The following is a 26,852-nucleotide window of genomic DNA, read 5'->3' on the forward strand; positions in this document are numbered from 1 at the left end:
TCAACCCTAAATCGTAGCATACGAACCAACAAACACTATTTTACTGGCAAAGTGATTTGTAAAATTGCAAACCCGGCAATCTTGCTTTTATCCCCTTTTCAATGAACCCGAATAAGGCGGAGTGAATCAGTTTTTGGCCGACCAATACCAAAATAACCCCGCAAATGGAATTTAAGAGGGTTGAGGTATTTCATACGTATTACACCCACTCTTGATAATACTGCTCACTCCTGGCAAAAAAATACTCATTTATTATTCAATTAAGCCTATTTAATTGATAGGGAAACTAAGTATACGTTCATTTGTTCCTATCAAGCCGGGTCATCCGGCACTAAACTTAACTAAGATACGCTTATGAGTAACACAGACTCAACGCCCCGCAGAACCTTTTTTAAAAAGTCAGTAACAGGTGGTCTTGCCCTTAGTGGTGGTATGTCTCTCCTGGGTTCGTTGCTAACCTCGCTTACAAGCGAAGCAGCCATTCTGGTAGATGATTCGCCTACGGCAGCCTCGGAAAAGGAATTTCGGCAGAAGGTTCTCGGGCCTGCCGAGTTGTCACTGGCAACTAGTCAGATTGCCGTGAGCAAAGCCGCCAATAAGTACGCCAAGGAGTTTGCTGGTTTTGAGTTGGAAGAAGCCAAGGCCGTTACGTCTGTACTTAAAGATCTGGGTACCCCCGTACCAGCCATGAACGCCAAGGCCCAGGCAACGCTGACTAAAATCAAAACGGCCACCGGTGCTGCCTTCGACAAAGCGTATATTCAGGCCCAACTCGAAAACCACGAATTCTTACGGGATCTGGCCCAGAATTATTTGAAGAATTCAATGGGCAAAACTAGCTCTGCCGAAAGTCAGACGCGGCATTTAGCGACTCTGGCCCTGGCCGTGTTTAAGGAACATGTTGCGCTAACCAAACAGATTTTGGATCAGCAGCTAAAGGGTTGATCTGGCGAGGACTAGTTGACAAAAAAGACTGACTTTGCGCCTGAGAAGGCCGGGTCAGTCTTTTTTGTAGCCTCGGATTTCTCTCACGTCGTCCGAGATTACTACCTGGCGCTGCGAAGTGCCAGAAACAGGCCCGCCACCACAACGGCGACACCTACACCAATCAGTATGTTGTTTGGGGGCTTCACCTCCACTGGGGCCTCAGTCCGCTCCGGTTGAGCCTGATACGTTCCGTCGGTCACGTCCAGAATCAGTTGTATTGCTTCTTCAGGAACGTCGAGTTGGGGAAAGTGACCCGAGTTGGCGAACCAGTGCAGTTGCGCATCGGGGAACAAACTTAGTGCGAGCTTCGACTGACCGGGCAGACAAACCAGGTCCCGGCGTCCCCAGCCAATAACTAACGGCTGTTGAATGAGACCCGCCGGGGCACCCTGCTGTTTTTCGCCATGGGCCAGATTGTCCAATAGTTCGTTGAATGCGGGCGTGGGCACAAACGTTCGCAGTTCCTGTAGCGCTACCGGAGCGGGGATTTTCCAGGGAGCCGCCGAAAACTGAGCGAACAGCAAGGTCCGGCCAACGGGGTTGCCGGTCAGAAAAGGCAGTGCGGGTTGTAATGTGCCGACGAGCTGGGCTGATAACCGCACGGAGTGGTAAAAGAACGGAATTTCCCAGCCCTGCCAGAAACCACCCGGGTCAAGCGACACGACGGCACCCAGCACCCCGCCCCGCCGGGCTAGTTCGATCACTAACCGCGCGCCCATCGAACTGCCGACGGCGTCGATGCCCGTCAGATTATTATTGGCCAGAAAATCGGTCACGGCGTCGGCAAGGGTACGAATGGAGGTCTCGCCTATCAGGGGTGGTGTGGCTCCGAAGCCGGGTAAATCTACCGCGATAACGTCGCGTTTGGTGGCCAGGCCGTCGATGATCAGATCCCACGACCGGTGGCTACTACCAATCCCGTGAACTAAGAGTAGGGGTGTGCCGGTGCCTCGCCGGACGTAGTGCATTGTCATGGGTCGTTTCGGTTTAATGGATCGTACTGTCAGGTGACAGACCCGCTGACTCAACTCCGATCAGGACGCGTTGGTTTTAAAAAGTGACTCCGGCTCAGGTGTGATGGGCGGACGATTTTGCAACTCGTCCATATTTATACGTAGGTCTATACTGCAAAACGGCGGGGACGCCCGTGCGGGCCAATATGAAACTATGGAGTTAGAAAACTCAATATTCGACACAGCTTAGCTTACTTTAATTGTTTGACCAAGTTATCTGCCTTGAAATGGAACAAAATAAGCTGTATTCAGCGTGTTAATCCATCAGTAGAGTAAAAGACCGTTTTCTTTACTGACTATTAAAACCAGCCTTTAATAGGGATACAGGAATGCTCTTTTTTCTCAAGAATGAGCGTTTTAGGAGAATTGCAAGTCATTAGGATAACAATTCAGGAACAACCATTGCAACTATGTAATCCCATTTACTAGTAAACGCTCGTGTGTGGACAAAACCTGATGAGCAGTCGTTTATAGTAAGGAATACATTGAGAAAGCAGCAATTATATCGTATCACCGTCTAGTGATATAAGAGTAAGCCAACTCTTCACTACTGGATTAGGATCGTTCCGACGCCAGACCATCGACAGATTGGTTTGGTATTGATCGCCCACCAGTTTGATGAAACGCAGTTTAGGACCCGCCCCCTTGTGATACGAATAGGGCAGAATCGAAATACCTAACCCCTGTTCAACTAATTGTAGGATAGTTGCCCCAAAATTGGACTCAAGAAGGGGGGTAGGGGGCGAACCGATCTGCTCAAACAACTGCTCGATCAGGTTGTGATAAATCTCCCCGGCATAACGAGGGGGTAAAATAAATCGCTCACCCGCCAGCCTAGGCAGATGATCAGTTAAGGCGTCTGTCGCCCAGTGTTCCACCGGAACCACCAGACTAAGGGGTTCGCTAATCAACAATCGGGATTGAAGCCGGGGATCGCTAATCGGTTCGCGCGTAAATCCGATATCCACGGACAAATCAACGAGTCCCGCAAACATATTGGCGTCCAGCAGTTCTAATAGCGATACCCGTACATTGGGTAGCCTCTCTTGCTGCTGTTTGAGTAAATCGGGCAACACCGAATAAATGGCCGAACCGGGGTAAGCGATGCGCAGCTCACCGGCCTCTCCTCGATGGATTAGTTGCGCCTGCCGACGAATATGTTCCGCCTGGTTAAGTAAGCGGGTAGCCTCCTGCTGCAAGAAGATCCCCGCTACGGTTAAGCGTACGTTGCGCTTATCCCGTTCAAACAGTTGAACGCCCCATTCATCTTCCAATTGTTGAATTTGCCGACTCAGCGCTGATTGAACAATATTCAATTGCTCGGCTGCTTTCGAGAAATGGAGCGTCTGGGCGACACCCAGAAAGTACCGTAATTGCCGTAAATCCATTTATGCTTTTTGGAGATTAGTTAAGCGAAAATAAGCATTTCCAGAGATTAATTAATTACTTTTTCTTTGTAGAAAAATTCGCGTAACCGACATGGTGCTTAACATTCAATCGGAAATGGCTCCCCTTAAGCGGGTTATTGTCGGGATCGGCACGGAGTACCCCTTGAACCAAAATAATCCCGTCTGTACCTATCATCTTGAACAGGGAACCTTCCCCAGAGCGAATGATTTAACGGCAGAAATGGACTACCTCGCTGAAATGCTGGAGCAACTGGGGATCATCGTCCACCGACCAACCAATTTGTCGGGTGTTGGTCAACTCTTTACCCGAGACATCGGCTTTGTCATTGATGACTATTTTGTTCGGGCCAACATGAAACTAACGACGCGCCAGGCGGAGTATACAGGCATTACGGATTTATTAGCCACGATTCCTGCCGAGAAACTGTTAATTCCACCCCTTGATAGCACCCTGGAAGGTGGGGATGTTATTGTGGGGAAAGATCGCTGTTATGTCGGGGTTGGGAATCGAACCAATCCGGCGGGATTGACTTATTTACAGCAGCAGTTTCCGCACCGGCAGATTATTGGCCTTCCCATCATTCAATCATCGGATCGGTATACGAACATTGTCCATTTGGATTGTGCCTTCAATCCGGTCGGTCATCGGTCCGCTTTACTTTACAGGCCCGGTTTTCATCAGCTTCCGGCTGCGTTCTATGAGGAATTTGACCCCTCGAACCTAATTGATATTACCGCCGACGAAATGGTCAATCTGGTGCCCAATTTATTGTCCGTCTCGCCGGAGCTGGTGTTCATCCGGCAGGGATACCATCGCATTCGGTCCATCCTGGAAAATCATCAGATCAACGTGGTGGAAATTCCGTTCGACGAAGTAGCCAAGTTAGGTGGCTTGCTTCGTTGTGTCACCCTACCGCTTGAACGCACTAGCTTCTAAACGACATGTATATTCCAAAACAGTTTCGTAATCCCGATCAGGAATCCATTCGGGATTTTATCCGGCAGTATAGCTTTGGCTTGCTAATTAACCAGATAGACAATCGGCCTTATGCCACCCACATTCCACTCGAGTTGGACACCAATGCCAACGGCGAAGACGTGCTTCTTGGCCATATCGCACGGGGTAATCCCCAGTGGAAAAGCTTTTCAGAAACGGATGAAGTGCTCGCTATTTTTCAAGGACCACACGCCTATATTTCATCGTCCTGGTACGATCATGAAAATGTGCCGACCTGGAATTATCAAGCCGTTCACGCCTACTGTTCCGTCCGAATTATCGACGGTGAGGAGCTGCTAAACTCGTTACGAAAGCTGGTGGCTCGCTATGAACAGGCTAGTGTCAACCCCGTTTCCGTCGACACAATGAGTGAAGGCTTTTTGCGGGCTGAACTGCGGGGCATTGTGGGGGTTGAGCTGACGATCCGTCAGCTACAGGCCGTGGACAAGCTGTCTCAGAATCGGGACGATAAAAATCATCAGGCCATTATTCAGGAACTGACTCAACAGACTGACCCGCAGGCCCAGGCCGTAGCGGTTGCCATGCAAAAAGGACGCTGCCCTATACACCCCGCCAATTCATGATCCAGCCAGCCCAGATAACCAATCATGTCTTAATGATCCGTTCGGAGCATTTCGGTTATAACCGAGAGACCGCGGAGTCGAATACCTTTTTAGACCAGGCAACTGAGCAATCTCCGGTAAAACTAACCCTGGCCCTCATGGAGTTTGATCGACTGGTTGCTCAGCTGCAGGCATCCGGGATTCAGGTAACCGTAGCGCGTGATACGGATGGACCGGTAAAACCCGATGGGGTTTATGCCAACAACTGGGTTTCGTTTCATCCGGGAGGACTACATGTGTTGTATCCCATGCAGGCTCCTAACCGACGGGCCGAGCGACGCCCGGAGGTCATCGACCAGTTGGTCGAAGGGGGGCGTCCCACCCAATCCGTCATCGACCTGTCGTATCTGGAAGCCGAAGGCCAGTTTTTGGAAGGCACGTGTAGTGTGGTGTTGGATCGGGTCAATAAAATTGCCTATGCCTGTCAATCGGTGCGAACCAGCCGGGAAGCCCTACAGGTGTTCGCTCAGCGAATGGGCTACCAAACCGTTTTATTTCATGCATTTGCCCTTGATCAGCCCGTGTTTCATACCAACATCGTGATGGCCATTGGGGAAGCATTTTGCGTGATCTGTCTGGATGCGATCCCCGATGTAGTTGAGCGCCAAACGCTCGTAGAGCGCTTAACCCGAACCGGCAAACAACTCCTGGTTATCTCCCTTGACCAAATGCAACAGTTTGCGGGTAATCTCCTCCAGGTAGCTGGTAGCCAGGGTGAACGATTCATCGTCTTGTCCAATCGAGCCTTCCGCTCATTAGAACCGAGTCAAGTGGCTCAATTAACCAGGCACGGCCAACTCATCCACCCCGATTTGTCAACCATTGAAGCCTATGGTGGCGGGAGTGCCCGTTGTTTGCTCACGGAGGTGTTTTAAACCATCGTCCGATAAAACGCACTCGGCCTGGAGATTTATAGTGGGCAATAGCCTTACAATTAACTAAACTGCGTTTGCGTAGTCGATTTATCATTCGCTATGCATCCTTCGATCAGAAGAGATCTTGCCAAGTAGAAGGACGACCTTCCCCTTATTGGGAACTGATTCGGGACGGCCCGACCTAAAACGGTTAATGCCATGTCTTGGATTTATTTGTTGTTTGCGGGCCTGCTGGAAATTGTCTGGGCCTCGTTCATGAAGCAGTCGGCAGGTTTCACCCGGCTTGTTCCCTCTGTCATTACCGCAGTTGCCTTAATCGCCAGTTTTGCCCTGCTGGCCCTGGCCATGCGTACCCTTCCTTTAGGCACGGCCTACACGATCTGGACAGGCATTGGTGCCGTAGGTGCTTTCCTGGTGGGTATCTGGGTATTTGGCGAGTCTATCAACGCGGCTCGCCTGATCGCAGCCTTGCTGATTGTAGCCGGGCTGTTGTTGATGAAACTTTCTTCTAAATGAAATCACGCATGAACAGGGAACCAATCACGATTCGTAAAGCCGAACTAAGCGACCTGGCTACGGTGCAGCAGATCGGACGAGAAACCTTTTTTGAGACGTTTGCCCAGGCCAATACCGAAGCGGATATGCAAACGTATCTAAAGGAAAACTTCAGTGATGCGAAAGTTTCGGCCGAGCTAAGCCACCCCGATTCTCAATTCTTCATAGCCTGGGACCTCGAAGCGCCCGTTGGGTATCTGAAGATCAATGCTGGTCTGGCCCAAACCGAACCACAGGGCGAAACGGCCCTTGAGATCGAGCGTATATACGTCTTAAACGCCTATCACGGGAAGAAGGTGGGGCAACGGCTCTATGAGCAAGCACTGGCTGTTGCCCATCAACAAAACAAAACCCACCTCTGGCTGGGTGTCTGGGAAGAAAACCCGAAGGCGATCCGCTTTTATGAAAAAAATGGCTTTGTCGCCTTCGACAAACATATTTTTCAATTTGGCGACGACGCCCAGACCGACCTACTAATGAAAAAGGAATTGACTGACTAGTCGGCCAGGTCGCAGTCCATTTTGTCACCATGAGTAAAAAGAATCTTTTCATTCTGCTGTTGATTATCGGAACCGCTTTTTGGGGCATCTCTTTCCCGCTGGTCAAAAGCGGGGTTGGGTCGTCGGCTCCCTTTGTGTTCCTGGCCTACCGGTTCTGCCTGGCTGCACTAGTCATGCTGCTCCTTTTCCCGGCCAGCATTCACCAGTTTACTGCAGATACCCTCCGAACAGCGGCCTTTCTAGCTATACCACTGTTTCTTGGCATTGTGCTACAGACCTACGGTCTAAAATATAGTCCCGCCGGGCAATGTGCTTTCATTGCGGGGTTGTGCGTGGTCACGCTTCCCTTGGTGAATCTATTGATCTATGGCAAGCCTATTGCGACAAACTTATTGCTGGCTTCGCTGTTGGCCATAGCCGGGTTGTACACGATCTCAATCAAGGACGGTTTTTCGATTGGCCTGGGTGACATCTATACACTACTGGGAACAGTCGGTTTTGCCTTCTACTTAATCAACGTATCGAGACAGTCAACGACCCAAACCTTGATTCCATCGGTCACGCTGATGTTTGCCCTGTGTGGCCTGCTGGCTTTTGCATTGGGCGCTTTCAGTACGGATTCCCAGTGGATAACGACCGATAAGCATTTCTGGGTCGGAGTGGCTTTTTCAAGCCTGCTGTCCACGGCTTATATGTATTCGGTTTCCAATAAAGCTCAACAATATATCGAAGCCGAGAAGGTAGCCCTCATCTATCTATTTGAGCCGATTTTTGCCTCTGTTGCCGCTTTTTTTCTGTTAGGAGAGCCCTTTACCTGGCGGCTCTTATTGGGTGGCTCATTAATCATCGCTGCCACGCTAGTATCCGAGTTAAAAACCTGGCAACGTGTCTCTTAAAATGCCCCATTCCTGGAACAGACAGATGATGCTTTCTTCGTCTCACTTTGGGGGAGCTATCCGAACTTCAGGAGGATGAGCTTAAAAAGCGCTGACCGTTGTACAGCGCTATCAAAACTTAACTTCGAGGTAAAAACGTTATATTTGTAAAGCAACTCTACAGGCAATGGCAACAGATACCAAAACCTCCAAATCGTCAGTTAAAAAGTCCCCTGCCAGTGGCCAGCTTGCCCCCAAGTCAAATATGAAGGCAGGGCTAGGCTTATTTAAGGACAAAATCGTCAGCGAGTCGTCGGCTTGGGAAGATGACCTGCGCGTGACGATTAAGAAATGAAGAGATATTTACTGGATACGCACATCCTGATCTGGTGGCTAACCGATTCGCCCGATTTGCAAGCCCCTGTTAAAATGATTCTTCAAAACCGGGCTAATGAATTTTACGTCAGCTATGAAAGCCTTCGTGAGATTGTTATCAAGGCTAAGCTCAAGCGGGCTGACTTCCAATTAAATGGGATTACCATTGCCGACATTGCCAATGCGCTACGCGAAACGCTAGGGGTGAAACTACTGCCATCGAAGATCGTCCACTTGGCAAAGCTAGAAGCCTTGATCCCGATACACAATGACCCCTTCGACCATATTCTGATTAGTCAGGCCATTGCTGAGCGGTTGATTCTCATAAGCCACGATGGTAATTTTCCCTTCTACGAAAGTCAAGGTTTGAAGCTATTAAGAGCTTAAGCTCCATATATTTCTGTCAGAAATAGTCTGACTCTTGCTCGAAAGAGTTCACCGAAAATTCGTCCCCTCGTCTCAAGTGGGAGCGTTTTATGCGATCTACTAATCATGAGTTTGACTTAGCCACTCCTGTGCCGCATTGGTCTTTTTCTCATTGATTCGATCGATACGAAAATCGGGCAAAGTCGTCAAGCCACTGGCTTACTCAAGGGCCAACAAAAGCCTGCTTCCTCAGACTGCTTGTCGACTTTGGCTTATCCATCGCCAAGTGAACAACGCCGGGCCCCACGGCTAAAAAACACCGGTTGGCGGCTGCGCTTTCCTCAGTTGGCTAAGGCAAAATCAACCGCGGCTTTAGCATGAATAGCAATCGTGTCAAAAATGGGAAGAGGGCAATCCGTCGGTTTGAGCAGGAGTGCCAATTCAGCGCTGCCAAAGACAACCCCCTCAGCTCCGCTCCGTTTTAAGGTGTCAATAATGTCAATGTATTTATGTTTGGTGTCGTCATTGAAAATTCCTTTGGTCAATTCGTTAAAGATAGACCCATGGATATACGCTCTATCCGCTTCGTCGGGTAAAAGGGTGGCAATACCAAACTGGGAAAGACGATCGCTAAAGAAAGGATTCTCCATGGTAAATTTTGTGCCAAGTAGTGCCACCTTCGTCAGGTGTTGGTGAGCAATTTCCTTGGCCGTTTCCTCGGCACTGTGAATCAACGGAATGGTTATTTTTTGGCGGACCGTGTCCGCCACCAGGTGAACGGTGTTGGCGCACATCACAATACAGTCGGCCCCTGCCTGCTCGAGTTGGAGGGCAATGGTTGATAACATGGTTTCAATGGCCTTCCAGTCGTCCCTTTCCTGGAGCAATCTGACCTCTTCGAAGTCCACCGAAAACAAGAGCAGTTTCGAGGAGTGGGCGTTGCCAAGCCGTTGATTGGTGAGTTGATTAAGCGCCGTATAGTAAACGGAGGTAGCGTACCAGCTAAGCCCGCCAATGAGTCCAATGGTCTTCATAAATTAGTTTATTAGTTATTTCAAGTTGTCATTTGTTTTAAATAGTCTCCAAGGCCCAGGCGGGCTGATGGGGCTCCCACAAGGTAGTACACCTGAACGTAGCTACCCCTTTAGGCAATCAGGGTACTAAAATGATCTTGCCATACAGGGAACGCGATTCCGCCATCGTCAGAGCGGCCTGAATTTGGTCGAGCGGGAAGCGAGCGGCAATCGGGGGGATCAGTACGCCTTTGGCGAGTAGACTCATGAGTTGAGCAAAGTCTTCCTTCAGTCGCTCCATAAAGCTGGCTTTCCCTTGACCCGACCAAATATGGTATAAGCTGGCCCGGCGGCCGTTGGGTAAAATTGTGTACCAGGCAAGTTGACTCAGGAGTTTGACAAAAGACCAAATCAGGGACGAATCGCCCTGCACGGCCGATGCGATGGCATAGCTCACTAAAGTCCCCCCTCTTTTGAGCAGCCCAAACGAGCGGGCAACACTGGGGCCACCGACGTTGTCAAAGACGGCATCCACCCCCTGGGGTGCCAGCTGACGGATCCGCGCGAGCAGATCCGGGGCCCTGTAATCCAGGGGTTCGACGCCCTGCTGGCGCAACCGATCATGATGCACTGGGGAGGCCAGGCCGATGACCCTCAGGCCCTGGTAGCGAGCCAGCTGGATTAGTACGGTGCCCACGCCCCCATTGGCCCCATAGACGACAATCGTTTGGCCCGCCTGAACCTTGGCTTGGCGGTACAACATTTGCCAGGCCGTCAGGCCATTAACAATCAGGGCTTCGACTTGGGCCGCGTCGAGTCCCTCGGGCACCGGCAATAGTTCGGCCGCGGGTCGGATCGTATGGCTAGCCCATCCCCCGGTTTTAGTTAAAGCGGCAACACGCTGGCCCATCAGCGCGGGGTCTACATTGGGCCCTACCTGGATCACCCGGCCGACCAGGTCGTAGCCTGGCACAAAGGGAAACTTGGGCTGGCCGCCATACCGGCCCCGGCGCATGGCTTGCTCCGCAAAGGAGATGCCACTGGCCTCCACCTCCACCAGCACCTGATCGGCGGCAGGTGGCTCCAGGGTGCGCTCTTGGATGAATAATCCGTCCGCTTCAACCAGGCCAGGCAGGATGACTTCCTGGCTGATCGTGCCTTTCGGAATAGTGTCCATGTAGGGGGGGGCTGCTGGCATGATTTTGGGGTGATTGGCGCGCGTTGACATAAAGTTTCGATTGGCTTGGTACAAAACTAGCGGGCGGTGAGCACTCAAAACGATAACAAAAGATAAGAAACAAACGGGCTGGCCAGTCATCAGAAGGAAACTACTTTTGGCTGATGCGGTGGCGAATGCGACTCAGGCTCACGGGGGTGATGCCTACATAATTGGCGATATAGTGCTGCGGCACCCGTTGGAGTAGATTCTTCTGGTCCCCTTCCAGCAGATCCAGATAGCGCTCTTCAGGACTGAGCAGTAGCAGACCCGCCATGCGTTCTTCTAGCGAGACCAGGATGTATTCGGCCAGCCGCCGACCAAACAACTGCCAGCCGGGATAGCGCTCAAAAAGCGTTTGTAGCACGGCGTAGGGAAATGTCAGACAGGTGGTCTCGCTGAGGGCTTGAATGGTAACGGGCGAAGGCCGGTTGGTAATACAGCTCATGTAGGCGCCCACCAGCTGATCCTCCAGGAAAAAATAGGTGGTTCGTTCCTGGCCATCTTTGGTATAAAATTGCCGAAACAGGCCTTCGATGACGAAGCCGATTTGACTGGCCACTACGCCCTGCTGGGCCAAGCACTGCTGTTTTTTCAGGGGCGTCATCGCCAGATGCGGGACAAGCGCTTCCCATTCGTTGTCCGTCAGGGGGGCAAAGTGGCTGATGTGCTGGCGCAATTGATGGGTTGCCTGGTTCAACATGCTGTTCATTATTAGCTAAATGGACTTGTAGGGAGCGGCTGACTACTGCCGGTTGAACCGGTAAGCGATCTACTGAAAGCAAGTAATCTGTTTTCTTAATAATCTACAAGTCGCTGCCTTATTTGCTCCACCTATATTGATTGGAATCCTGCTTGCCCACCTGTTTCATCGGAACCCATCGGTTCCGCACTCAATCGCTAAAATTGCTTCTTAAGCAGACACGTATGCACTCCTCTGTTGTTGCTCAACGGCGACGTATGGCTATTCGGTAGGCGGATCTACCGGATCATGGAAATAAACACCCAGCAAACATCAGTTCGCTTGTGGGTCAGGATTGGGACCAAGCTAGGGCGGCTTTTTACCGTCGTTCAGCCCACTAACCAGCCTGGCAAAAAAGTGACGCCAAAATAAGTCGAGTTCATAGTCAGGGACCAATCCTTTCCAGATATAAGACATTGTGGCCGGTCCGTGGGTGCAGCAAACTGAAAGGGGAAGGGTTGAGGCCAGCGGATTACTCAGAACAAGACCGATTATTTTATGCCTTTATTGGTTGTTTAGCGAACGTAGGTGATAACTTAGCCATCAACTTCAGTTTCTTTACCCTAAGCTCATTCATGTGACGTACTTAGACGTAAACACATAAAAAAACACTTCGTCTCAAGTTGGAGCGTTTTGTGAGATGAAGTAATGAACAGGATAGCTTACGTTTTCTATACCCGCGCCATCGAAGTTCCAGCCGCAGAACTACTTCCCTGGGGAGCTGGGCAGGTATACAGTAAAGGTGGACCCTTGCCCCGGTTGACTCCGCGCCGTAATGGTACCCCCGTGGTTGGTCACTACTTTCTGGACTACGGCCAGACCAATGCCCGTACCGGCAAACTCACTTCGACCATGCAGCCGCTGAAACACCTGAAAGATGCGGTCGACATACTTCTCCTCGAAACCGATGCCATTATCGATTACCTCAATGCGGTGATACGCCACCCCGTAGCGTGAGCCTACTAGGGAAGCGGGTAAGTCTTGGTTGGCCGCCAGACTGGCCCGAATTCGAATCTGGGGCTCTACCAGCTGATCCCCCGTAGCCCGGGAACGAAACTTGATGGCATTGGCCAGCAGGTTCTGAAAGAGCTGGCTGAGCTGAGTCCAATCGCCCGCTACAGTTGGCAAAGCGTCAACGGTAATCTGAGCGCCACTCTCGTCAATAACTACCGAGAGGTCCTCGACCACCTGATCGATCACCTGGCTAAGCGCTACGGGTTGGGCGATGACCTGACTAGTCGCTATCCGAGAGTAGGCTAACAAATCCTTAATCAACAACGACATCCGGCTGGCGGCACTTTGCATGCGGTCGAGGTAGCCGACGGTCTCCCCCCCGACGTCCGTAAAGCGGCTCCTGAGCATATCCCCAAACTGTTGAATTTTACGCAGGGGCTCCTGTAAGTCGTGGGAGGCAATGTAAGCGAACTGCTCCAGATTCTGGTTCGAGCGGGTCAGATCCGAATTGGCCCTCTCCAGGGCTTGATTGCTGTTTAGCAGCTCCTCATTCGTAGTGGTTAGCGTTTGGTTAATGGCCGCCAGTTCTTGCGTGCGAAGCTGCACCTGCTCCTCGAGTTGTTGATGAATTCGGACCTGCTGGGTCACCTCCTGTGCTACCCCCGCAAAGCGGACCACCTCGCCTGACTCGGCGAAGGTCGCTTGTCCGTAGGAGCGTACCCAGCGCTGGCTACTGTCCCCAGGCTTGCAGACGCGGTAGGTTACATCGTAGCGGCCATCCGAGTCCAGCGTGGCCAGCCGCTGCAGCTCTTCGCCCAGTAGCACGAGGTCCTGGGGGTGCACCCGTTCAATAAATTGCTCGTAAGCAATTTGGCTACCCTGGGTGAAGCCGTAGAGTGCCCGGCAGCGCTCATCCCAGTTGACCACCCCCTTGGCCAAGTCCAATTCCCACAGGCCTAAGCCAGCCGCTTCAAGAGCTAAATCAACGTTAAGTCGTTGGGCAAGATTGGCTGCTAATTGGGAGGGCTGTTGATGGCCAGGCATCTGTGTGGGATCTGGGGGGATTTCAGGGGTCTGTTCATAAACAGTTCTTGGGGATTAAGTGTTTGACCCGGCTGAAAAAGCGGTCTGATCGGAGACCAGATCGATTACCCCTGGCTCTACGACAGCTTCGGCTTATCGAGGGGAAGCGAGCAGCGCTAATCCCTTTTTCAAACCACAAGTGATTTGTCGAACCAGCCTTTTGTAAGACCTAATTAGTCAATAACGCCTGTGCCAGGTTAACCGAATGAATCACGAAACGCTGCCGGAGAGGAGTTGGTCTTGGTCTTGAACAACTTGCTGAACGATTGGGGATACTCGAAACCCAATTCATAGGCAATTTCACTAATCGACAACGTCGTGGTTGACAACATGGCTTTGGCCTTTTCAATGAGCTTATCATGAATATGTTGTTGGGTGTTTTGCCCCGTCAGCGATTTCAACAAACTACTCAGATAGGTAGGGGATAAATTGAGTTGATCAGCCAGATAGCCTACCGTTGGCAAACCAGTTTCTGTCAGTTCATGACCCCTAAAATAAGCCTCCAGTAGAGCCTCAAATCGGTCAAGAAATTCGTGGTTGATTACCTGGCGGGTGATAAACTGACGCTGGTAAAAACGGTCACAATAGTTGAGCAGCACCTCGAGTTGAGCAATAATGATGGGCTGACTAAACTTGTCAATGGGAGCCTGGTATTCTTGCTGAATCTGCTGAATGAGGTGAACGATCCTTGACTCCTCGGCATCCGACAAAAACAAGGCTTCACGAATCGAATAGTCAAAATACTCGTACCCGCGAATCCGTTTAGCCAAAGGGGTATGCCACAGAAAATCGGGATGAATCATTAACAGCCAACCCGTGTGTGCTTGCACCTCCTCCGTCCGAACCGTCAGTACTTGACCAGGCGCTAGAAAAACCATCACCCCTTCATTGAAATCGTATGGCTGTTGACCATATTTCAATTGACCATTAAAATTTCGTTTTAGGGCAATGGAGTAAAAGTTATTCACCAGGCTTTGGCACTTTTCAAGCCCTCTTGGTTTAACGTCCTCAAACCGAACCAGACTGATGAGTGGATGAGTGAGCTTGGGAAGATTAGCCAGTTGGTGATAAGCGGAAATGGTATCAATCCGGTGAAGCGGCTCAGTGGGCATCGTTCGACGAGTTTATCGCCCCTGACGTTAATCCAGAGGCAATGGCTTACAATTTATACAGCAATCGCAATCCTTCTTGAAGTGTAGTCGGCTTTCGGCCTAGCAATCGTTCTAAATCAGGATAAACCAGTCCTTCTTGCCCATTGGCAATATCGGTGATAAATCCGATAATTCGCCCTGCCATTACTGTTGACAAGCCGCGTTGAATGAGTTGGTTTGCAAACAGATCAGGCTCTGTGGGTGTATAGGCGACCGACTGGCGAGCCAGTTTGGTTAAGGCAGCCGCTACGTCATAAAAGGAATAAGACTCACTTCCCGTTAAGTGGTACGTTGTAGTGGGTCCGTGAGTAGCTACCAGCGCATTGGCCATGGCTTCTCCCATTTCGCTTCGTAGTGCCAAGGCCACTTTACCCTGCCCGGCAGGCACCCGAATACCGTGCTCAAAAACAGCCTCCCCACCTAAAAATTGGGGAATAGCCTCCATGTAGAGGCTGTTTTGAAATAGGGTATAGTTCAGTCCACTCGCTTTAATGTAATCTTCCGTCTGAAAGTGACTTTTCATTAAGGGATTAACCAGGGTTGCCGGGTCTTTCAATGCCCGGCTCGTGTAGGCAATCCGTTGAACCCCTGCCTGCTTGGCGGCATTGACGACCTGTTGATGTTGCCGGAGCCGGTTCACTTCATCCGTACCGGCAATCAACAGGATTGTTTCAATACCTTGCATCGCCTGGTTGAGTGAGTTCATATCATTATAATTGCCCAGACATATTCTCACCCCCTGTTTCCTTAAAGTAGCCGCTTTAGTCTCTTCCCGTACAAAAGCAGCAATCTGACTAGGGGGTAGTTTTTGTAGTAACTGTTGGATGACACTGGTTCCCAGTTGGCCTGTAGCACCGGTTATTAAAATCATAGAATTAATTTGGTTTTGATACTGACAAAGGTCTGCTTTAGCCAATACAGGGGCGTATCCAGATTTATGCGTATCGTAGCCAAATTAACTTTTTAGGACAGGTAGTAAGCTATCCGTCTCTTCAATTGCCCGTTTACAAATACGCAAATCTCTCTGTCTCACGTGAGAGTGTTATCTGAGATCACATAGCTTTATGAGTGATTCGGACAAGTGAAGAAAGAATGGCTTTAGCCATTAACTTAGCAGTCATAACTAACGACAAGTCATCTATCTGATGAAGGCTGGATCGCTGCAGGAAATCAAGAATAACCTAGCCTCTAATCCGATGGACTGGAAGCCCATTTCCGGGGGTAGCCTGGTCCTGCTTTGGCTAGCCATCCTTCAGGACTTACTTGGATCAATCCACCAAAACTCCTCGTTTTATCTCTCCGAATCCCTGCTGTTTCGAGGTGTCTGGCTGTTATTTATACCCATCATTTTCCTTCAGAAACAACTTTTCAGTTGGTTTACTTATCAGATAAGAAGCAAGGGAGGGTCAATTGTAGTCACTAGTCTAAGCTGTTGTTTTCTCCACGCGGTAATCTTTTCGTTACTCGTCTGGTGGCTATCGCTCCTTTTGTTTGATCATACCTACCAGCCACTGGGCACCTTCTTGTATACACTCAGTGAAGATTTATCGAAATATACATTGGTCTATGGAGCGGCCGGCGTCGGCTATTTCCTTACCGAGAATCAGCCTCGGGTCTCACCGGCCTCGTACCCAGAAACGATCTGGGTTGGAACCGGGCAACAGAAAACGAATGTAGCCATTGAAGACATCATCTTTATTACCGCTGCCAGTCCTTATGTAGTGCTCCATACGGGCCAAAAAAAGTTTATTCACGCGGAGTCCTTAAAGTCGATTGCCGCCAAACTTCCTATCCAGCACTTCATCCGCATTCATAAATCCTGTATCATTAACCGACAGAAAGTCGTCTCGGTCAAGTCAAGGTTGAACGGCGATTACGACATCCGGCTGGTGAACCAGGTTGAGGTCCGATTGAGCCGAAATTATGTGTCGGCGTTTAAGAAAGGGGTTGGCTAGTCATCCTCTTACAACAGAAACTCATCATGTTGCCCAGTTCGATTTTGATTGTCCATTCCTTGGCGGGAGTTTTGTCAAAACGCCATGTCATGACATTCAAACTCATCGCTTTGCTGATCAGTATCTGTTTTATCGGCTTATCGGGCTGCCAGGGCCAGCCCGATAAGCCTCCTGTTCGACAACCAGTTGCTACTAACAAGCCGGTTGGTGGGGTGTGTGATGGCTGTGAATTACTGTTTGTCGGCCTGCCCGCCATTATCAACAGCGTGGATACCAGCGCGGGCTGGTATGAGGGAGGACAAAAATTGGTCGTTACCGGCACCGTGTATAAACCAGACGGCAAGACCCCTGCTCCCGACGTCATCCTGTATTACTGGCATACGGATCGCAACGGCTACTACGCCGCAACGGATCAACAAACGGGACCCGCTCGGCGTCACGGTCACATCCGGGGGTGGATCCAAACGGATGCCGAAGGAAAATACACCCTCTATACCAGTCGGCCAGCTCCCTATCCGAATCGGGATCTACCCGCTCATATCCATATCGCCGTTAAAGAGCCAACCATCGACACCGAATATTACCTGGACGAATTTGTTTTTGATGATGATCCCTTACTGACCACAACCAAGCGGAAAGCACTCGAAAATCGGGGCGGCAGTGGCGTATTACGGGTGCTACTAGACGGGGATCGGCAAATCGCGGAACACACCATTGTGCTGGGCTTGAATATTCCCCACTACCCTCAGGCCGTAAAGGCCGCCAAACAATCGGGCCTGTCCATTGGCGAAGCGAGTCCCTCGTTCACGCCGTTTCATGCCTTCGGCCCTGACAAAGGGACAAAAACCTGTCCAGTTTGCAAATACGGGCGCCACCACGGCCTGCTCTATTTTGTGGGCAATAATCCTGACTGGCCCGAGATAAAAGCCTGGCTGCGGTTTTTGGAAGCAGCGAGCAGCCAGCGGCCCACCTACCGAAAGGCCTATTTTATCTATGGGAATGAGAAGAAGTATGATCCGGCCTAACGGCAAGGAGAATTAGAACAGCTGGGCCTCGAGCTCAACCTGAAAAACATCGCCCTGACCTTTGTTCCTTCCCTGTCGGATCGGGCCAGTGAGGTGTATCTCAATAAAATCAATCCAACCGTGGGCAGTACGTTGATTGTATATCAGCACACGACCATCATCGATACGTTTATAGACCTCAAGCCTACGGCTACGAATTTTAACATGATTCTGCGTTTACTCGACAACAGTCGGAGCCCTTACGAGATGTTGGGTGAGTCCAGACATCGTTGATCATCAGCGTAGCCAAACCGGTTGACAGGGAGTTTGATTATAGCTTTAAGCAAAAATGGCGCTCAGTTATAAAAAGCATTCTGTTAATAGAGCGTTTCCGGAAACGATGAAGTTCTTAGTATCAGAGCTGAGTGCTGCTCTAACAGCGTCTACTTGTGACGGCCTGATTACCCCACCCTCTAATACTGTAATCCTAAAAACTTGGCTACCCAACCCAACGCTTTGATGGCCCCATCGGGCGGACTTTTAGCAATGATTTCGGCGCGATAGTTATTCATCAGTACACTCATATACAGCATCGTGCGTAGATTCATCCGAAAATGCTTTCGACGCTGGTCGGTAAGCTTATCCAGTAGGTGACAGACATCCTCAAAATAGTGTTCCATCTTCAAGGCTGGCTGATGCGTGTTCAGGACGCGTACGATCTGATTGGTCGGGTTGCGAAAACAGTGGGTAACCCCTTTGGGAACCCAGAGGTGGTCTCCCGCTCTAGCAGCAATCCAGCGATCCCTGACAAAGAACTCCATCTCACCCTCCAGCACCTCATAGGTTTCGATGGCCTCGGGGTGGACATGCACCAAGGGGTCCTTCATGTTACAACCCGGCAACAACTCCCAGTGAAGCTCCAAGGACTTGCCCAGGGTGTCGGCACTGGCTTGTAAGACAGTAAACTTTATACCGACGGGAGTCATATCCAAGATTTGCCCTTTGGTAGCCATGCTTCGGGTTAAGGGTTTAAGTGGGTGAATGTAAGCAATGAGTGGTTAAAAAGCCAGTTGCTTCCACCTATGATCTTGCACTGTCCCGCTAGGTCATTATTCTTTAAACCATGCCCTTTTTGGAGCAGATACATGGCTACTCAGTTATCTCAGGAGGGGGCATATTTTGAGACGGTTATTACTAATAATTGTAAACTCAAGTTAGTCGCTTACAGACGTGTTCGGGCTGTTGGTATCCGATAATTATCGTCGACTTTTAGACTCTTAAGCCGCTCAGAACTTGTTTCGTCGTATCTGGCTAAAAGCAATAGGGTGAAAAATATCGGCATTATTTTTCAAAAAGGCTCGTATTCTTAAAATAATATATTTACCGGTACCGTCTTTGTTGACATAATCAGATTGGGGAGTACTTTGCGACCTATGCCTATTCGGTTAACTGTCCTAGAGGATAGTCAGGAAAGCCGCCAATTTAGTTATGATGTTCCCAAACTATCAATTGACATTAGGCGTGTCACTTACACGCTAACTAGGTCGGGATTTTATAATCAAAAACCATCTCTATTAAAAAGCTCCACGGGCTAGGAAAGCTCGAATACTTTATTGGCTTAGGGCATAGGCTAACAAACTTACAATTAAGTGGTGACATCGTATGTCACCACCTTTTTTATGCCTAACCAAATTGAACTTTTTTAGGGTTGTTATATAAGAAATCTTTTGAACCGTGTTTAAAGTCGTACTAAACCAAAACACCCTTTTCAGCTTCCATTTTTATAGGCACTAATCGGCTCAATAAAGCACATTACCTAAGCCGCATTAAACGATTTCAGACTCAGACTTCTGCAACAGCCACGAGCCTTATTTGAGATAGGGATTGGCGAATTGGGGATTATGAATAAAAGTACTATCCGTCAACAACCGTAAAAACGAAATTAAATCCGTTTTTTCATCCTTTGTCAGATGAAACCCGTTCGGCTGAACAGCTAGTTCAGGAGCCAGCATTGGACTAGGCTGAATATGTTCACTATAATGGTCCAGCACTTGTTCTAAACTATTGAACCGGCCATCATGCATGTAGGGAGCGGTGAGGGCTATATTCCGTAAGGTCGGCACTCGGAAACGGCCCTGATCGAGGGCTAACCCCGTAACCGCTTGTCGACCCGAATCCCTAGCTTGCCGATCCAGCCCATTATTATGAAATAATTCCTGGTAGAGTTTTGCCCCCCCGTGACAATGGGCACAGTTGCCACCCCGAACGGTGCGGTCCGGTGAGGGCGATCGGTTGAACAACTGCATCCCCCGCTGTTCCGATTCGGTTAACTGGTACTGACCCGCTACGTACTGATCATAGCGGGAGTTCGCCGATATCAACGTCCGTTCAAACTGAGCCAGGGCCTTTCCAATGCGAACATCGGTGATGGTGTCGGAACCAAAAACTTGTTTAAATAGCGCTGGGTATGGTTTGGTTTTCTGTAAAAAGCGGGCTGCTTCGCCGGGTTTGGCACCCATCTCATCGGTATGACCCAGCGGTACCAGCGCCTGTTCTTCCAGACTCGTGGACCGACCATCCCAGAATAACTGACGGACCCACAGTAAATTCGTCAGCGACATCGAATTGCGTCGGGTCGTTTTCCCATGAACACCAATGCTCAGCGCTAAACCATCGGTAAACGCCCGGGCCTGCTGATGACAACTCGCACACGAAATCGTTTGGGTAGCCGATAACCGGGGCTCATAGAATAACAGTCGCCCTAGGTAAACCCCTTCCTGCGTGGTTGGATTGTCGGCCGGAATGGTGAACCGGCTACCGAACGAAGCCGGATAGCGTAACCGGTAGGGTCCGGTTGGCACAGGATCGTCGACCATCGTCCAGGCCGATAGGGCAGCCACCACCATGGCGCCGACAAAACTACGCTTCCAGTATCGCATAGTCCTTTATTTAGCAAATCGTACCTCAATGGACTTCACTTCCCGAATCCAGCGGGCCGGCTTTTTCTCACCCGGTACGACGATTCGATACGGGCCAACACCCGACCCTAGTGGCGCGCCATCCACGCTGTCCGCCAGAATAACCGATCGTGAAGCAAACTCTGTATCCAGTTCAGCCAGGGCGAATAAGACCTCATACCCATCAATGGCTTTGACAATGACATATTTGGTTAGGTTTTCGCCCCGTAGTTCACCACCTACGGTGGCACCCGCCTGTTTCAGTAGGTCTACAATCAGGATGCCGGCATACTGATGTTCTTTCCCATCGCGATCTTTTCCCGTTACCTGAGTATGGGCCATGGCTGTCAAATCGACTGCCTGTAAGGTTAACGGCTTGGTGACTTCTCCCGACACGGTCAATACTGTCTGCGCTTGACTCGTCAGCCCAGTTAGCAGGCAAACGATTAGTACGGATGCTTGCCAGTAACTGGCCAGTTGTGCGTTTATGATCTTCATGCTCGTTTTTACAAATTACTGATAACCAGGTTAACAAAAAAATTGCGGCCCGGCTCGGGGAACCCCTCTGCCAGGGCATAATTGCGGTCGAAGAGATTATTCACGCCACCCTCTAGACTCACATACCGTTGCAGGCGAACGCTCCCTTTCGCATTCGCCACCATAAAACGAGCGGCCTGCGTGCCATAGCTGGTGCTGTATCGGTCAGAATCATATTCGACACTGCCCACAAGCGCCACCCGACGCAGCAGCTGGGTCTGAGCATAAACAAATACTTTATGATCCGGCACGTCGATAAATTTCAAATCGGGATTACTTAAATTTTCCCGGTGAATGTAGGAATATTGAACACCGGCCTGAAAGGCTGGGCTCACGGGAATTTTCAGCGATACATCACCCCCATAAAATTGGGCCAGCCCCGTATTCTGGAATTGATACACGTTGGGCTGTACGTTATTCACCTGCTGAATGGCATCCGTCAATCGGCTGTAGAATGCACTGGCCTGTAGGGATAGGTATTTACTCCACTGATCGGCAAAAGCTGCTTCCAGATGTAGGGCTGATTCTGCTTTCAAATTGGGATTGGGAATGGCCGCTCCCATGCGGTAAGAATAGCGGTCTTTAACCGTGGCAAATCGGGTTTTCTTAGCAACCGTGAAACTGAATTGGCGTTGTCCGCTAGGGCTATAAAACAGGCCCGCCTGGGCATTCAATGCCCCGCTGTTGTTACCCGGAAACGGCGAAATCGTTTTGGTGGTGCTGTTGTAATTTTCGGCCTGTAGACTCTGCCGCGAATTATAACTAATGCCGGGTACGACTGATACACGATCTCCCAAGGCAATGACATCTTCGACACCCAGCGATAGGGTTTGGTCAATGAAGGTACGAACCGGTTCGCCCGCGTTGTTTTCCCGGTGCCGATCCTGTTTATAGTGGAAAGAGGCCTTCAGGTTGTGGCTCTTAGTCAGTCGGCTCCCATATTCGAGCGATCCACCTTTGGTATCGTCATTGTAATAACTGTTAAAGGAGGAGCCCCGGGTTTGAGTCGTATAGGTATTGTTGTCAAACGCGCTCAGTAGATTTTTGAACTGGTCATAGAACAGCCGAACCTTCAGGTAACTGGAAGGGCTGAGGGCGGTTCGGGAAATAAAATACCAGCTTTCTTTATCCCAGTAAGGCCACTGCCAGAACCGGGCCGTTTGGCGGGAATCGCTACCGACGTAAGGGGGCGTTCCTTTGGTGCCGTGTTGATTGATATAACTGACGGTGTATTCGTCCGTAGCATTGGGCGTAAAGCCCACTTTAAGGCTGTATTTGCGGTCGTTGCGATAGGCATTTTCGCGATTACCGCCATCTTCCTGTACTTGCGGCACAAAATCGGCGGATAGCGGAAAGGTTTCCTGCTTAAGCTGGGAAGCTGACCCTTGTATATAAAACATGCCCAGATTACTACCGATATTCAGATTCAGCCGATGCCCCTTTCCGCTCAGCAGGCCCGCCCGCCCATCGAACTCGAGTTTTTTCTGGGGTCGGCGGGATACCAGGTTGATGGCACCGCCCAACGTGTTGGGGCCATAAGTGACGGAAGAGAATCCCTTTGCGACACTGACTTCGGCCAGATCGAAGGTGGTGAACCGCCCCAGATCGACATAACCATCATAAGGAACGTAAACCGGAATTCCGTCGATGAAAACCGGCACCTGCCTTAAATCGAAGCCCCGTACATAGACCATGGTTTCGTTTCGAGCCCCTACGCTGGATACGTTCACTCCAGGCAGCAGATTCAGGGCTCTCCCCACATCGAGCCGATTAAAAGCCTCCATGCGATCACTCAGCGCTGTATTGGTGGAATCGATGCCTCGTCGGCCCAGTACGGTGACTTCCCCTAATTTAAAGGTTCGGGTCGAATCCCCGGACGGGGTGAGTTGTGCGAATGCCGATTGAGTCAGTCCAGTGCCAAGAATAATGCTTACTAGTAAAGCCTTGTATAGCTTATCGTTCATAGAAGAGGATTGAGATAGTCGTTATATTTCTTCAAATATAACGACTGATCCTCCAGGATATAAATCTGATGTCAGTAAGCCGATACTAATCCAGGCAAAGTCTTGAAGGGAGGGTCATCAGAATAGCTGTTGAGTCAGTAGTGAGCCAGTGATGTACCGTGACTACCCTGTCCTTTTAGCCAACCAATACTTGCTGGTTCACGGTGTTGCAAACGCCCGAATTATTGATACTTACTGGTATCAAGTAGGATCGAATTGTGAGACGATAGTATCAATAACCGATTGTCAGCGAGCAAGTTCTTTTCGTACTTTACTTCTCGAAGTCCGAAAACCTCATTGGACAAACGGACCACCTTCATCATGCGTTTGTCAAAACTATTTTGGGCAGGTGAGAGAGCGTTATTAAAAAATAGGTAAAATCACCGAAGCGATAGTCCCTTGACCAACTTCGGATTGAATACGAATCAGTCCCTGATGATTTTGGGTTACTTTACGACAATAGGCCAACCCAAAGCCCTCTCCTTGCTGGCTATGGGATAATGGAGAGAATAAGTCGAAAATCTTTTCAAGCTGGGACTTCTCAATACCGACACCATTATCAGCTATCCGAATTTCGACGTAACGAGTTTCATTGCCTGATGGCAAGGGATGGTTTAACGCCGGTTGAACAAAGTCCTGACTGCGAATCGATACATGCAGGGGAACCTCTTTTTTAGCGAATTTGATGGCGTTATGCAGCAGATGATAGAAGAGAACTTCCAGTTGTTGAGGTATAGCAGGTAGGGACGGTAAGACCCCAACATCCACCGTTGCCTGCTTCAATTTGAACAGTGGACTTAATTGAGCGCATACCGCAGCGACAACATCATTCACATCCGTTCGTTCAACCAAGCCATCCTCATCATCTAAGATCGAAAAGTCGGATAAGTCTTTAATCATCGTCGAAAACTTTTCCGCTCCCGCATTGATTTTCTCCGCTAACAACTCGGCTTTGTCGGCATCTTTTTTCCGAACAGCCTCCACTAACATACTACTAAAGAGCCTGAGTTTTCGGAGTGGTTCCTGGAGACTGTGATTGGAAATATGCCGATACTGCCGATTTTCATCCGCCGATTGGGTCAGCTGGCGGCTCAAATTTTCAACCGCATGATCACTCTGTTCGAGCAAGTCAACTTGCTGCAAATGAAACGAAATCAAGTCAGCAAATGCCGCAAACATGCCTTTAATCTTGGTATTTTCGAGTTGGGCCGGTTTGGGATCAATCGCGCACAGGGTACCAAAAAACTCACCTGTTTTCAGCATAATGGGAAAGGAAATATAACTTTGAAAACCATACATGGCCGGCGTGTGATGGGAGCAAAACAGCGCATTTTCCTGCACATGATCGATAACGACAGGTTGATGCGAATCCCGAATTTCATCACAAATGGTTGTTTCGACGGTCAATTCTCCTCCCGGAACGAGCCCGAATTGAATATCATCACGCACACTACAGGTAATCCATCGGTCCTGGGTGACGCGAGCCACCGCCGCAAAGCCCATGCCGGTTGTCTCACAGATCACGTCAAGCAAGGTAGGCACAATAGGTATTCGCTTAACGCGATCAATATCTTTGGCTAATTCCGTATCTGTATAAGTCATGGGGTAGGATTATTACCAAAGGTACTGATTAATAGGGCTGTTAGTTTAAACTAGGGCACTATCTAAAAACATCCCAATTACGTAATAAATCCAAGAAGGTTATTTCCTGTCAAGCGGGAGCAATTGTGAGATTTAAAAACTGAGGGTACAGTCAAAGGACGACAGTTCTAGTAACCTCACATTATTGATAAATAAACCAGTTTCATGTAGGTGGTAAAATCTTTAGCCTTACCCGTGCGGGGTAAGACTGATTCAATACATCGGCTTGGCGTTACGCCCAATCCTTAAAATCCTACCCCTACGCTTTGTCTTATACAAAGCCCTGATCGCTTAGTCACTTTTAGATAACGATCATTGGCTAACATTGGCAACACTTGAACATTTCTGTTCTTATTTTAGTCGTTTCGATGGATACCTAGCGACCCGCCTTCAATGACTGACCCCCATCCGCCTTTTGACAACCGACCCCTTAATGAGCGGCTGGATATAAACTTTGCGCTTAAATCGGCTGGTCTGGGCGTCTGGGAGCTAGACCCCCTCACCAACCTGGTGCTCTGGGATGACCGATGCCGAGCGCTATTCGGCTTGGCGACCGATAATCAATTGCCTTTCGAGCAAGCGATCCACTACATTCATCCCCAGGATGTGACTCGCGTGACGCAGGCGGTAGAATGGGCACAAAACCCGGCTTCTGGTGGCGCCTATGATGTGACGTATCGCACCATAGGGGCCGATGATGGCCTCCTTCGCTGGGTCCGCTTTTGGGGGCAAAGCTACTTCACGCCAGCCGGTGAACTGTTGCGTTTCGCGGGTGTCGCCCAAGAGGTCACCCAGCAAGTGATGGATAAGCAACAAATAAAAGACAGCGAAGAGATTTTATGGGAAATGGTACGGCAAGCCCCCATTGGGATCTGTCTGCTGAATGCACCGGATTTAGTGGCCGAAAGTGTCAATGACTCGTTTCTGGAGGTGGCCGGCAAGCCTTATGAAGTCATTATGGGTAAACACTACTGGGAACCCTTTGCGGAAGTAGCTTCGTATTATGAACCGGCCCTCAACCAGGTCGTGGAAACGGGAGAAGCCTATTATGCCAATGAGGTCGAAATGGTGCTCATCCGTCATGGCCAGCCAGAAACCATTTATGTTACGTTCGCCTACATACCGCTAAAAGATCGAGCCGGTAGGGTCCAAAAAGTAGCGGTGTGGGTGCTGGAAAATACGTTTCAGGTCACGCAGCGAAAAAAAGTCGAACAACTCGTCGATGAGCGAACTCAGGCGTTACATGTGGCTAATGACGAATTAGCCGAGGCGAATCGATTACTCATCCGGTCCAATACGAACCTGGAAAAGTTTGCCTATGTAGCCTCGCACGACTTACAGGAGCCGCTTCGCAAGATTCAGCAGTTTGGGGATCTACTCAAGGCCCGTCAAAGCTCCTTATCGGCGAGCGACAGTGACTACATTGACCGGATGCAAGTAGCCGCCAGCCGCATGGCTACCCTGATTCGGGATCTGTTGGCCTACTCCCGACTTTCGGCCCGGCAAATTAGTGATGAGCTAGTACCGTTGAAAGAGATCGTTCAGCAGGTACTAACGACTTTCGATTTAGTAATCGCGGAGACGAATGCCACGATAACCGTAGCGCCTTTACCAACCATTCAGGGCGATAAGACTCAGTTCACCCAACTATTTCAAAACCTGATCAGTAATGCCCTGAAGTTTCGTCAGCCCATGGTTGCGCCCGTTATTCGTATCACTGCGCACACCCTATTGGTAAGCGAGTTACCCGTACCGGTGAACCCTGTTCGAGCGGTTCAACACTATCACCGGATTGAGGTGGCTGATAACGGCATTGGCTTTGATGAGCAGTATGTGGACCGCATTTTTGAGGTTTTCCAGCGGTTGCATGGCCGGAATGAGTTTGCCGGCACGGGTATTGGCCTAGCCATCTGTGAACGGGTGGTGGCTAATCATGGGGGGGCCATCACGGCCAGTAGTCGGCCTGGCCAGGGGGCTACTTTTACCATTTATCTTCCGGTTACAGTCTAGCCATTTTACAC

General features: G+C 49.9%; 24 protein-coding genes. 11 read left to right on the forward strand and 13 right to left on the reverse strand.

Going from position 1 to position 26,852, the window contains the following annotated elements:
* Window positions 1-354: 354 nt before the first annotated feature.
* Complete coding sequence (locus ACYVC2_RS32060) at window positions 355-945, forward strand: DUF4142 domain-containing protein (protein ID WP_460984178.1); 591 nt, start codon at window positions 355-357, stop codon at window positions 943-945.
* A gap of 101 nt (window positions 946-1,046) precedes the next feature.
* Here ACYVC2_RS32060 and ACYVC2_RS32065 read toward each other — a convergent pair whose 3' ends face one another.
* A complete protein-coding gene (locus ACYVC2_RS32065; RefSeq protein ID WP_461109785.1) occupies window positions 1,047-1,961 on the reverse strand; it encodes an alpha/beta fold hydrolase in 915 nt (304 codons plus the stop codon).
* 539 nt (window positions 1,962-2,500) lie between these two features.
* Window positions 2,501-3,388 carry a LysR family transcriptional regulator gene (locus tag ACYVC2_RS32070; protein WP_461109787.1) on the reverse strand — a complete coding sequence of 296 codons (888 nt, stop codon included), beginning with the start codon at window positions 3,386-3,388 and terminating at the stop codon, window positions 2,501-2,503.
* Between the two features lie 91 nt (window positions 3,389-3,479).
* Here ACYVC2_RS32070 and ACYVC2_RS32075 point away from each other — a divergent pair, with 91 nt between their 5' ends.
* The 7 genes from ACYVC2_RS32075 to ACYVC2_RS32105 all read left to right on the forward strand — a co-directional run bounded on the left by ACYVC2_RS32075 (window position 3,480) and on the right by ACYVC2_RS32105 (window position 8,596).
* Entirely contained in the window at window positions 3,480-4,346 is an 867-nt protein-coding gene (locus ACYVC2_RS32075) for a dimethylarginine dimethylaminohydrolase family protein (RefSeq protein ID WP_461109789.1), read from the forward strand.
* Window positions 4,347-4,351: 5 nt separating this feature from the next.
* Window positions 4,352-4,990, forward strand: a complete 639-nt coding sequence (locus tag ACYVC2_RS32080; RefSeq protein ID WP_461109791.1) for an FMN-binding negative transcriptional regulator — start codon at window positions 4,352-4,354, stop codon at window positions 4,988-4,990.
* A 32-nt stretch (window positions 4,991-5,022) separates the two neighbouring features.
* The gene (gene ctlX, locus ACYVC2_RS32085) at window positions 5,023-5,904 is read left to right on the forward strand and encodes a citrulline utilization hydrolase CtlX (protein ID WP_461109983.1); all 882 of its coding nucleotides are present in this window, start codon (window positions 5,023-5,025) and stop codon (window positions 5,902-5,904) included.
* 198 nt (window positions 5,905-6,102) lie between these two features.
* Complete coding sequence (locus tag ACYVC2_RS32090) at window positions 6,103-6,420, forward strand: DMT family transporter (RefSeq protein ID WP_461109793.1); 318 nt, start codon at window positions 6,103-6,105, stop codon at window positions 6,418-6,420.
* A gap of 8 nt (window positions 6,421-6,428) precedes the next feature.
* Window positions 6,429-6,959 (forward strand): GNAT family N-acetyltransferase, encoded by a 531-nt coding sequence (locus ACYVC2_RS32095; protein WP_461109795.1) that lies wholly within the window; start codon window positions 6,429-6,431, stop codon window positions 6,957-6,959.
* A gap of 29 nt (window positions 6,960-6,988) precedes the next feature.
* Complete coding sequence (locus ACYVC2_RS32100; protein WP_461109797.1) at window positions 6,989-7,855, forward strand: DMT family transporter; 867 nt, start codon at window positions 6,989-6,991, stop codon at window positions 7,853-7,855.
* 330 nt (window positions 7,856-8,185) lie between these two features.
* Complete coding sequence (locus tag ACYVC2_RS32105; protein ID WP_461109799.1) at window positions 8,186-8,596, forward strand: type II toxin-antitoxin system VapC family toxin; 411 nt, start codon at window positions 8,186-8,188, stop codon at window positions 8,594-8,596.
* 320 nt (window positions 8,597-8,916) lie between these two features.
* On the opposite strand, the gene ACYVC2_RS32110 is transcribed toward ACYVC2_RS32105, so the two are convergent.
* From ACYVC2_RS32110 to ACYVC2_RS32135, 6 genes are all read right to left on the reverse strand, one after another.
* Complete coding sequence (locus tag ACYVC2_RS32110; protein ID WP_461109801.1) at window positions 8,917-9,609, reverse strand: aspartate/glutamate racemase family protein; 693 nt, start codon at window positions 9,607-9,609, stop codon at window positions 8,917-8,919.
* Between the two features lie 118 nt (window positions 9,610-9,727).
* Window positions 9,728-10,786, reverse strand: a complete 1,059-nt coding sequence (locus ACYVC2_RS32115) for a medium chain dehydrogenase/reductase family protein (RefSeq protein ID WP_461109803.1) — start codon at window positions 10,784-10,786, stop codon at window positions 9,728-9,730.
* 130 nt (window positions 10,787-10,916) lie between these two features.
* A complete protein-coding gene (locus tag ACYVC2_RS32120; RefSeq protein ID WP_461109805.1) occupies window positions 10,917-11,507 on the reverse strand; it encodes a Crp/Fnr family transcriptional regulator in 591 nt (196 codons plus the stop codon).
* A 744-nt stretch (window positions 11,508-12,251) separates the two neighbouring features.
* The gene (locus tag ACYVC2_RS32125; RefSeq protein ID WP_461109807.1) at window positions 12,252-13,544 is read right to left on the reverse strand and encodes a sensor histidine kinase; all 1,293 of its coding nucleotides are present in this window, start codon (window positions 13,542-13,544) and stop codon (window positions 12,252-12,254) included.
* A 236-nt stretch (window positions 13,545-13,780) separates the two neighbouring features.
* Window positions 13,781-14,695, reverse strand: a complete 915-nt coding sequence (locus ACYVC2_RS32130) for a helix-turn-helix domain-containing protein (protein ID WP_461109809.1) — start codon at window positions 14,693-14,695, stop codon at window positions 13,781-13,783.
* 46 nt (window positions 14,696-14,741) lie between these two features.
* Window positions 14,742-15,605 (reverse strand): SDR family oxidoreductase, encoded by an 864-nt coding sequence (locus tag ACYVC2_RS32135; protein WP_461109811.1) that lies wholly within the window; start codon window positions 15,603-15,605, stop codon window positions 14,742-14,744.
* A 274-nt stretch (window positions 15,606-15,879) separates the two neighbouring features.
* Between ACYVC2_RS32135 and ACYVC2_RS32140 the strand changes: the two genes are divergently transcribed.
* Both ACYVC2_RS32140 and ACYVC2_RS32145 read left to right on the forward strand, forming a co-directional pair.
* Window positions 15,880-16,689 (forward strand): LytR/AlgR family response regulator transcription factor, encoded by an 810-nt coding sequence (locus ACYVC2_RS32140; protein WP_461109813.1) that lies wholly within the window; start codon window positions 15,880-15,882, stop codon window positions 16,687-16,689.
* A gap of 89 nt (window positions 16,690-16,778) precedes the next feature.
* On the forward strand, window positions 16,779-17,714 hold the full coding sequence (locus ACYVC2_RS32145) for a dioxygenase family protein (protein ID WP_461109815.1): 936 nt from the start codon (window positions 16,779-16,781) through the stop codon (window positions 17,712-17,714).
* Window positions 17,715-18,166: 452 nt separating this feature from the next.
* Here the strand turns inward: ACYVC2_RS32145 and ACYVC2_RS32150 are convergent, their stop codons facing one another.
* From ACYVC2_RS32150 to ACYVC2_RS32170, 5 genes are all read right to left on the reverse strand, one after another.
* Window positions 18,167-18,706: a cupin domain-containing protein gene (locus ACYVC2_RS32150; protein WP_461109817.1), complete on the reverse strand. Its 540-nt coding sequence runs from the start codon at window positions 18,704-18,706 to the stop codon at window positions 18,167-18,169.
* 855 nt (window positions 18,707-19,561) lie between these two features.
* Window positions 19,562-20,632 (reverse strand): cytochrome-c peroxidase, encoded by a 1,071-nt coding sequence (locus ACYVC2_RS32155; RefSeq protein ID WP_461109819.1) that lies wholly within the window; start codon window positions 20,630-20,632, stop codon window positions 19,562-19,564.
* 6 nt (window positions 20,633-20,638) lie between these two features.
* Window positions 20,639-21,148: a molybdopterin-dependent oxidoreductase gene (locus tag ACYVC2_RS32160; protein ID WP_461109821.1), complete on the reverse strand. Its 510-nt coding sequence runs from the start codon at window positions 21,146-21,148 to the stop codon at window positions 20,639-20,641.
* Window positions 21,149-21,156: 8 nt separating this feature from the next.
* A complete protein-coding gene (locus tag ACYVC2_RS32165; RefSeq protein WP_461109823.1) occupies window positions 21,157-23,151 on the reverse strand; it encodes a TonB-dependent receptor plug domain-containing protein in 1,995 nt (664 codons plus the stop codon).
* 402 nt (window positions 23,152-23,553) lie between these two features.
* Window positions 23,554-24,792 (reverse strand): GAF domain-containing sensor histidine kinase, encoded by a 1,239-nt coding sequence (locus tag ACYVC2_RS32170; protein WP_461109825.1) that lies wholly within the window; start codon window positions 24,790-24,792, stop codon window positions 23,554-23,556.
* Window positions 24,793-25,224: 432 nt separating this feature from the next.
* Between ACYVC2_RS32170 and ACYVC2_RS32175 the strand changes: the two genes are divergently transcribed.
* Window positions 25,225-26,841: a sensor histidine kinase gene (locus ACYVC2_RS32175; RefSeq protein ID WP_461109827.1), complete on the forward strand. Its 1,617-nt coding sequence runs from the start codon at window positions 25,225-25,227 to the stop codon at window positions 26,839-26,841.
* Window positions 26,842-26,852: the final 11 nt, after the last annotated feature.

Source organism: Spirosoma koreense, assembly GCF_054777875.1.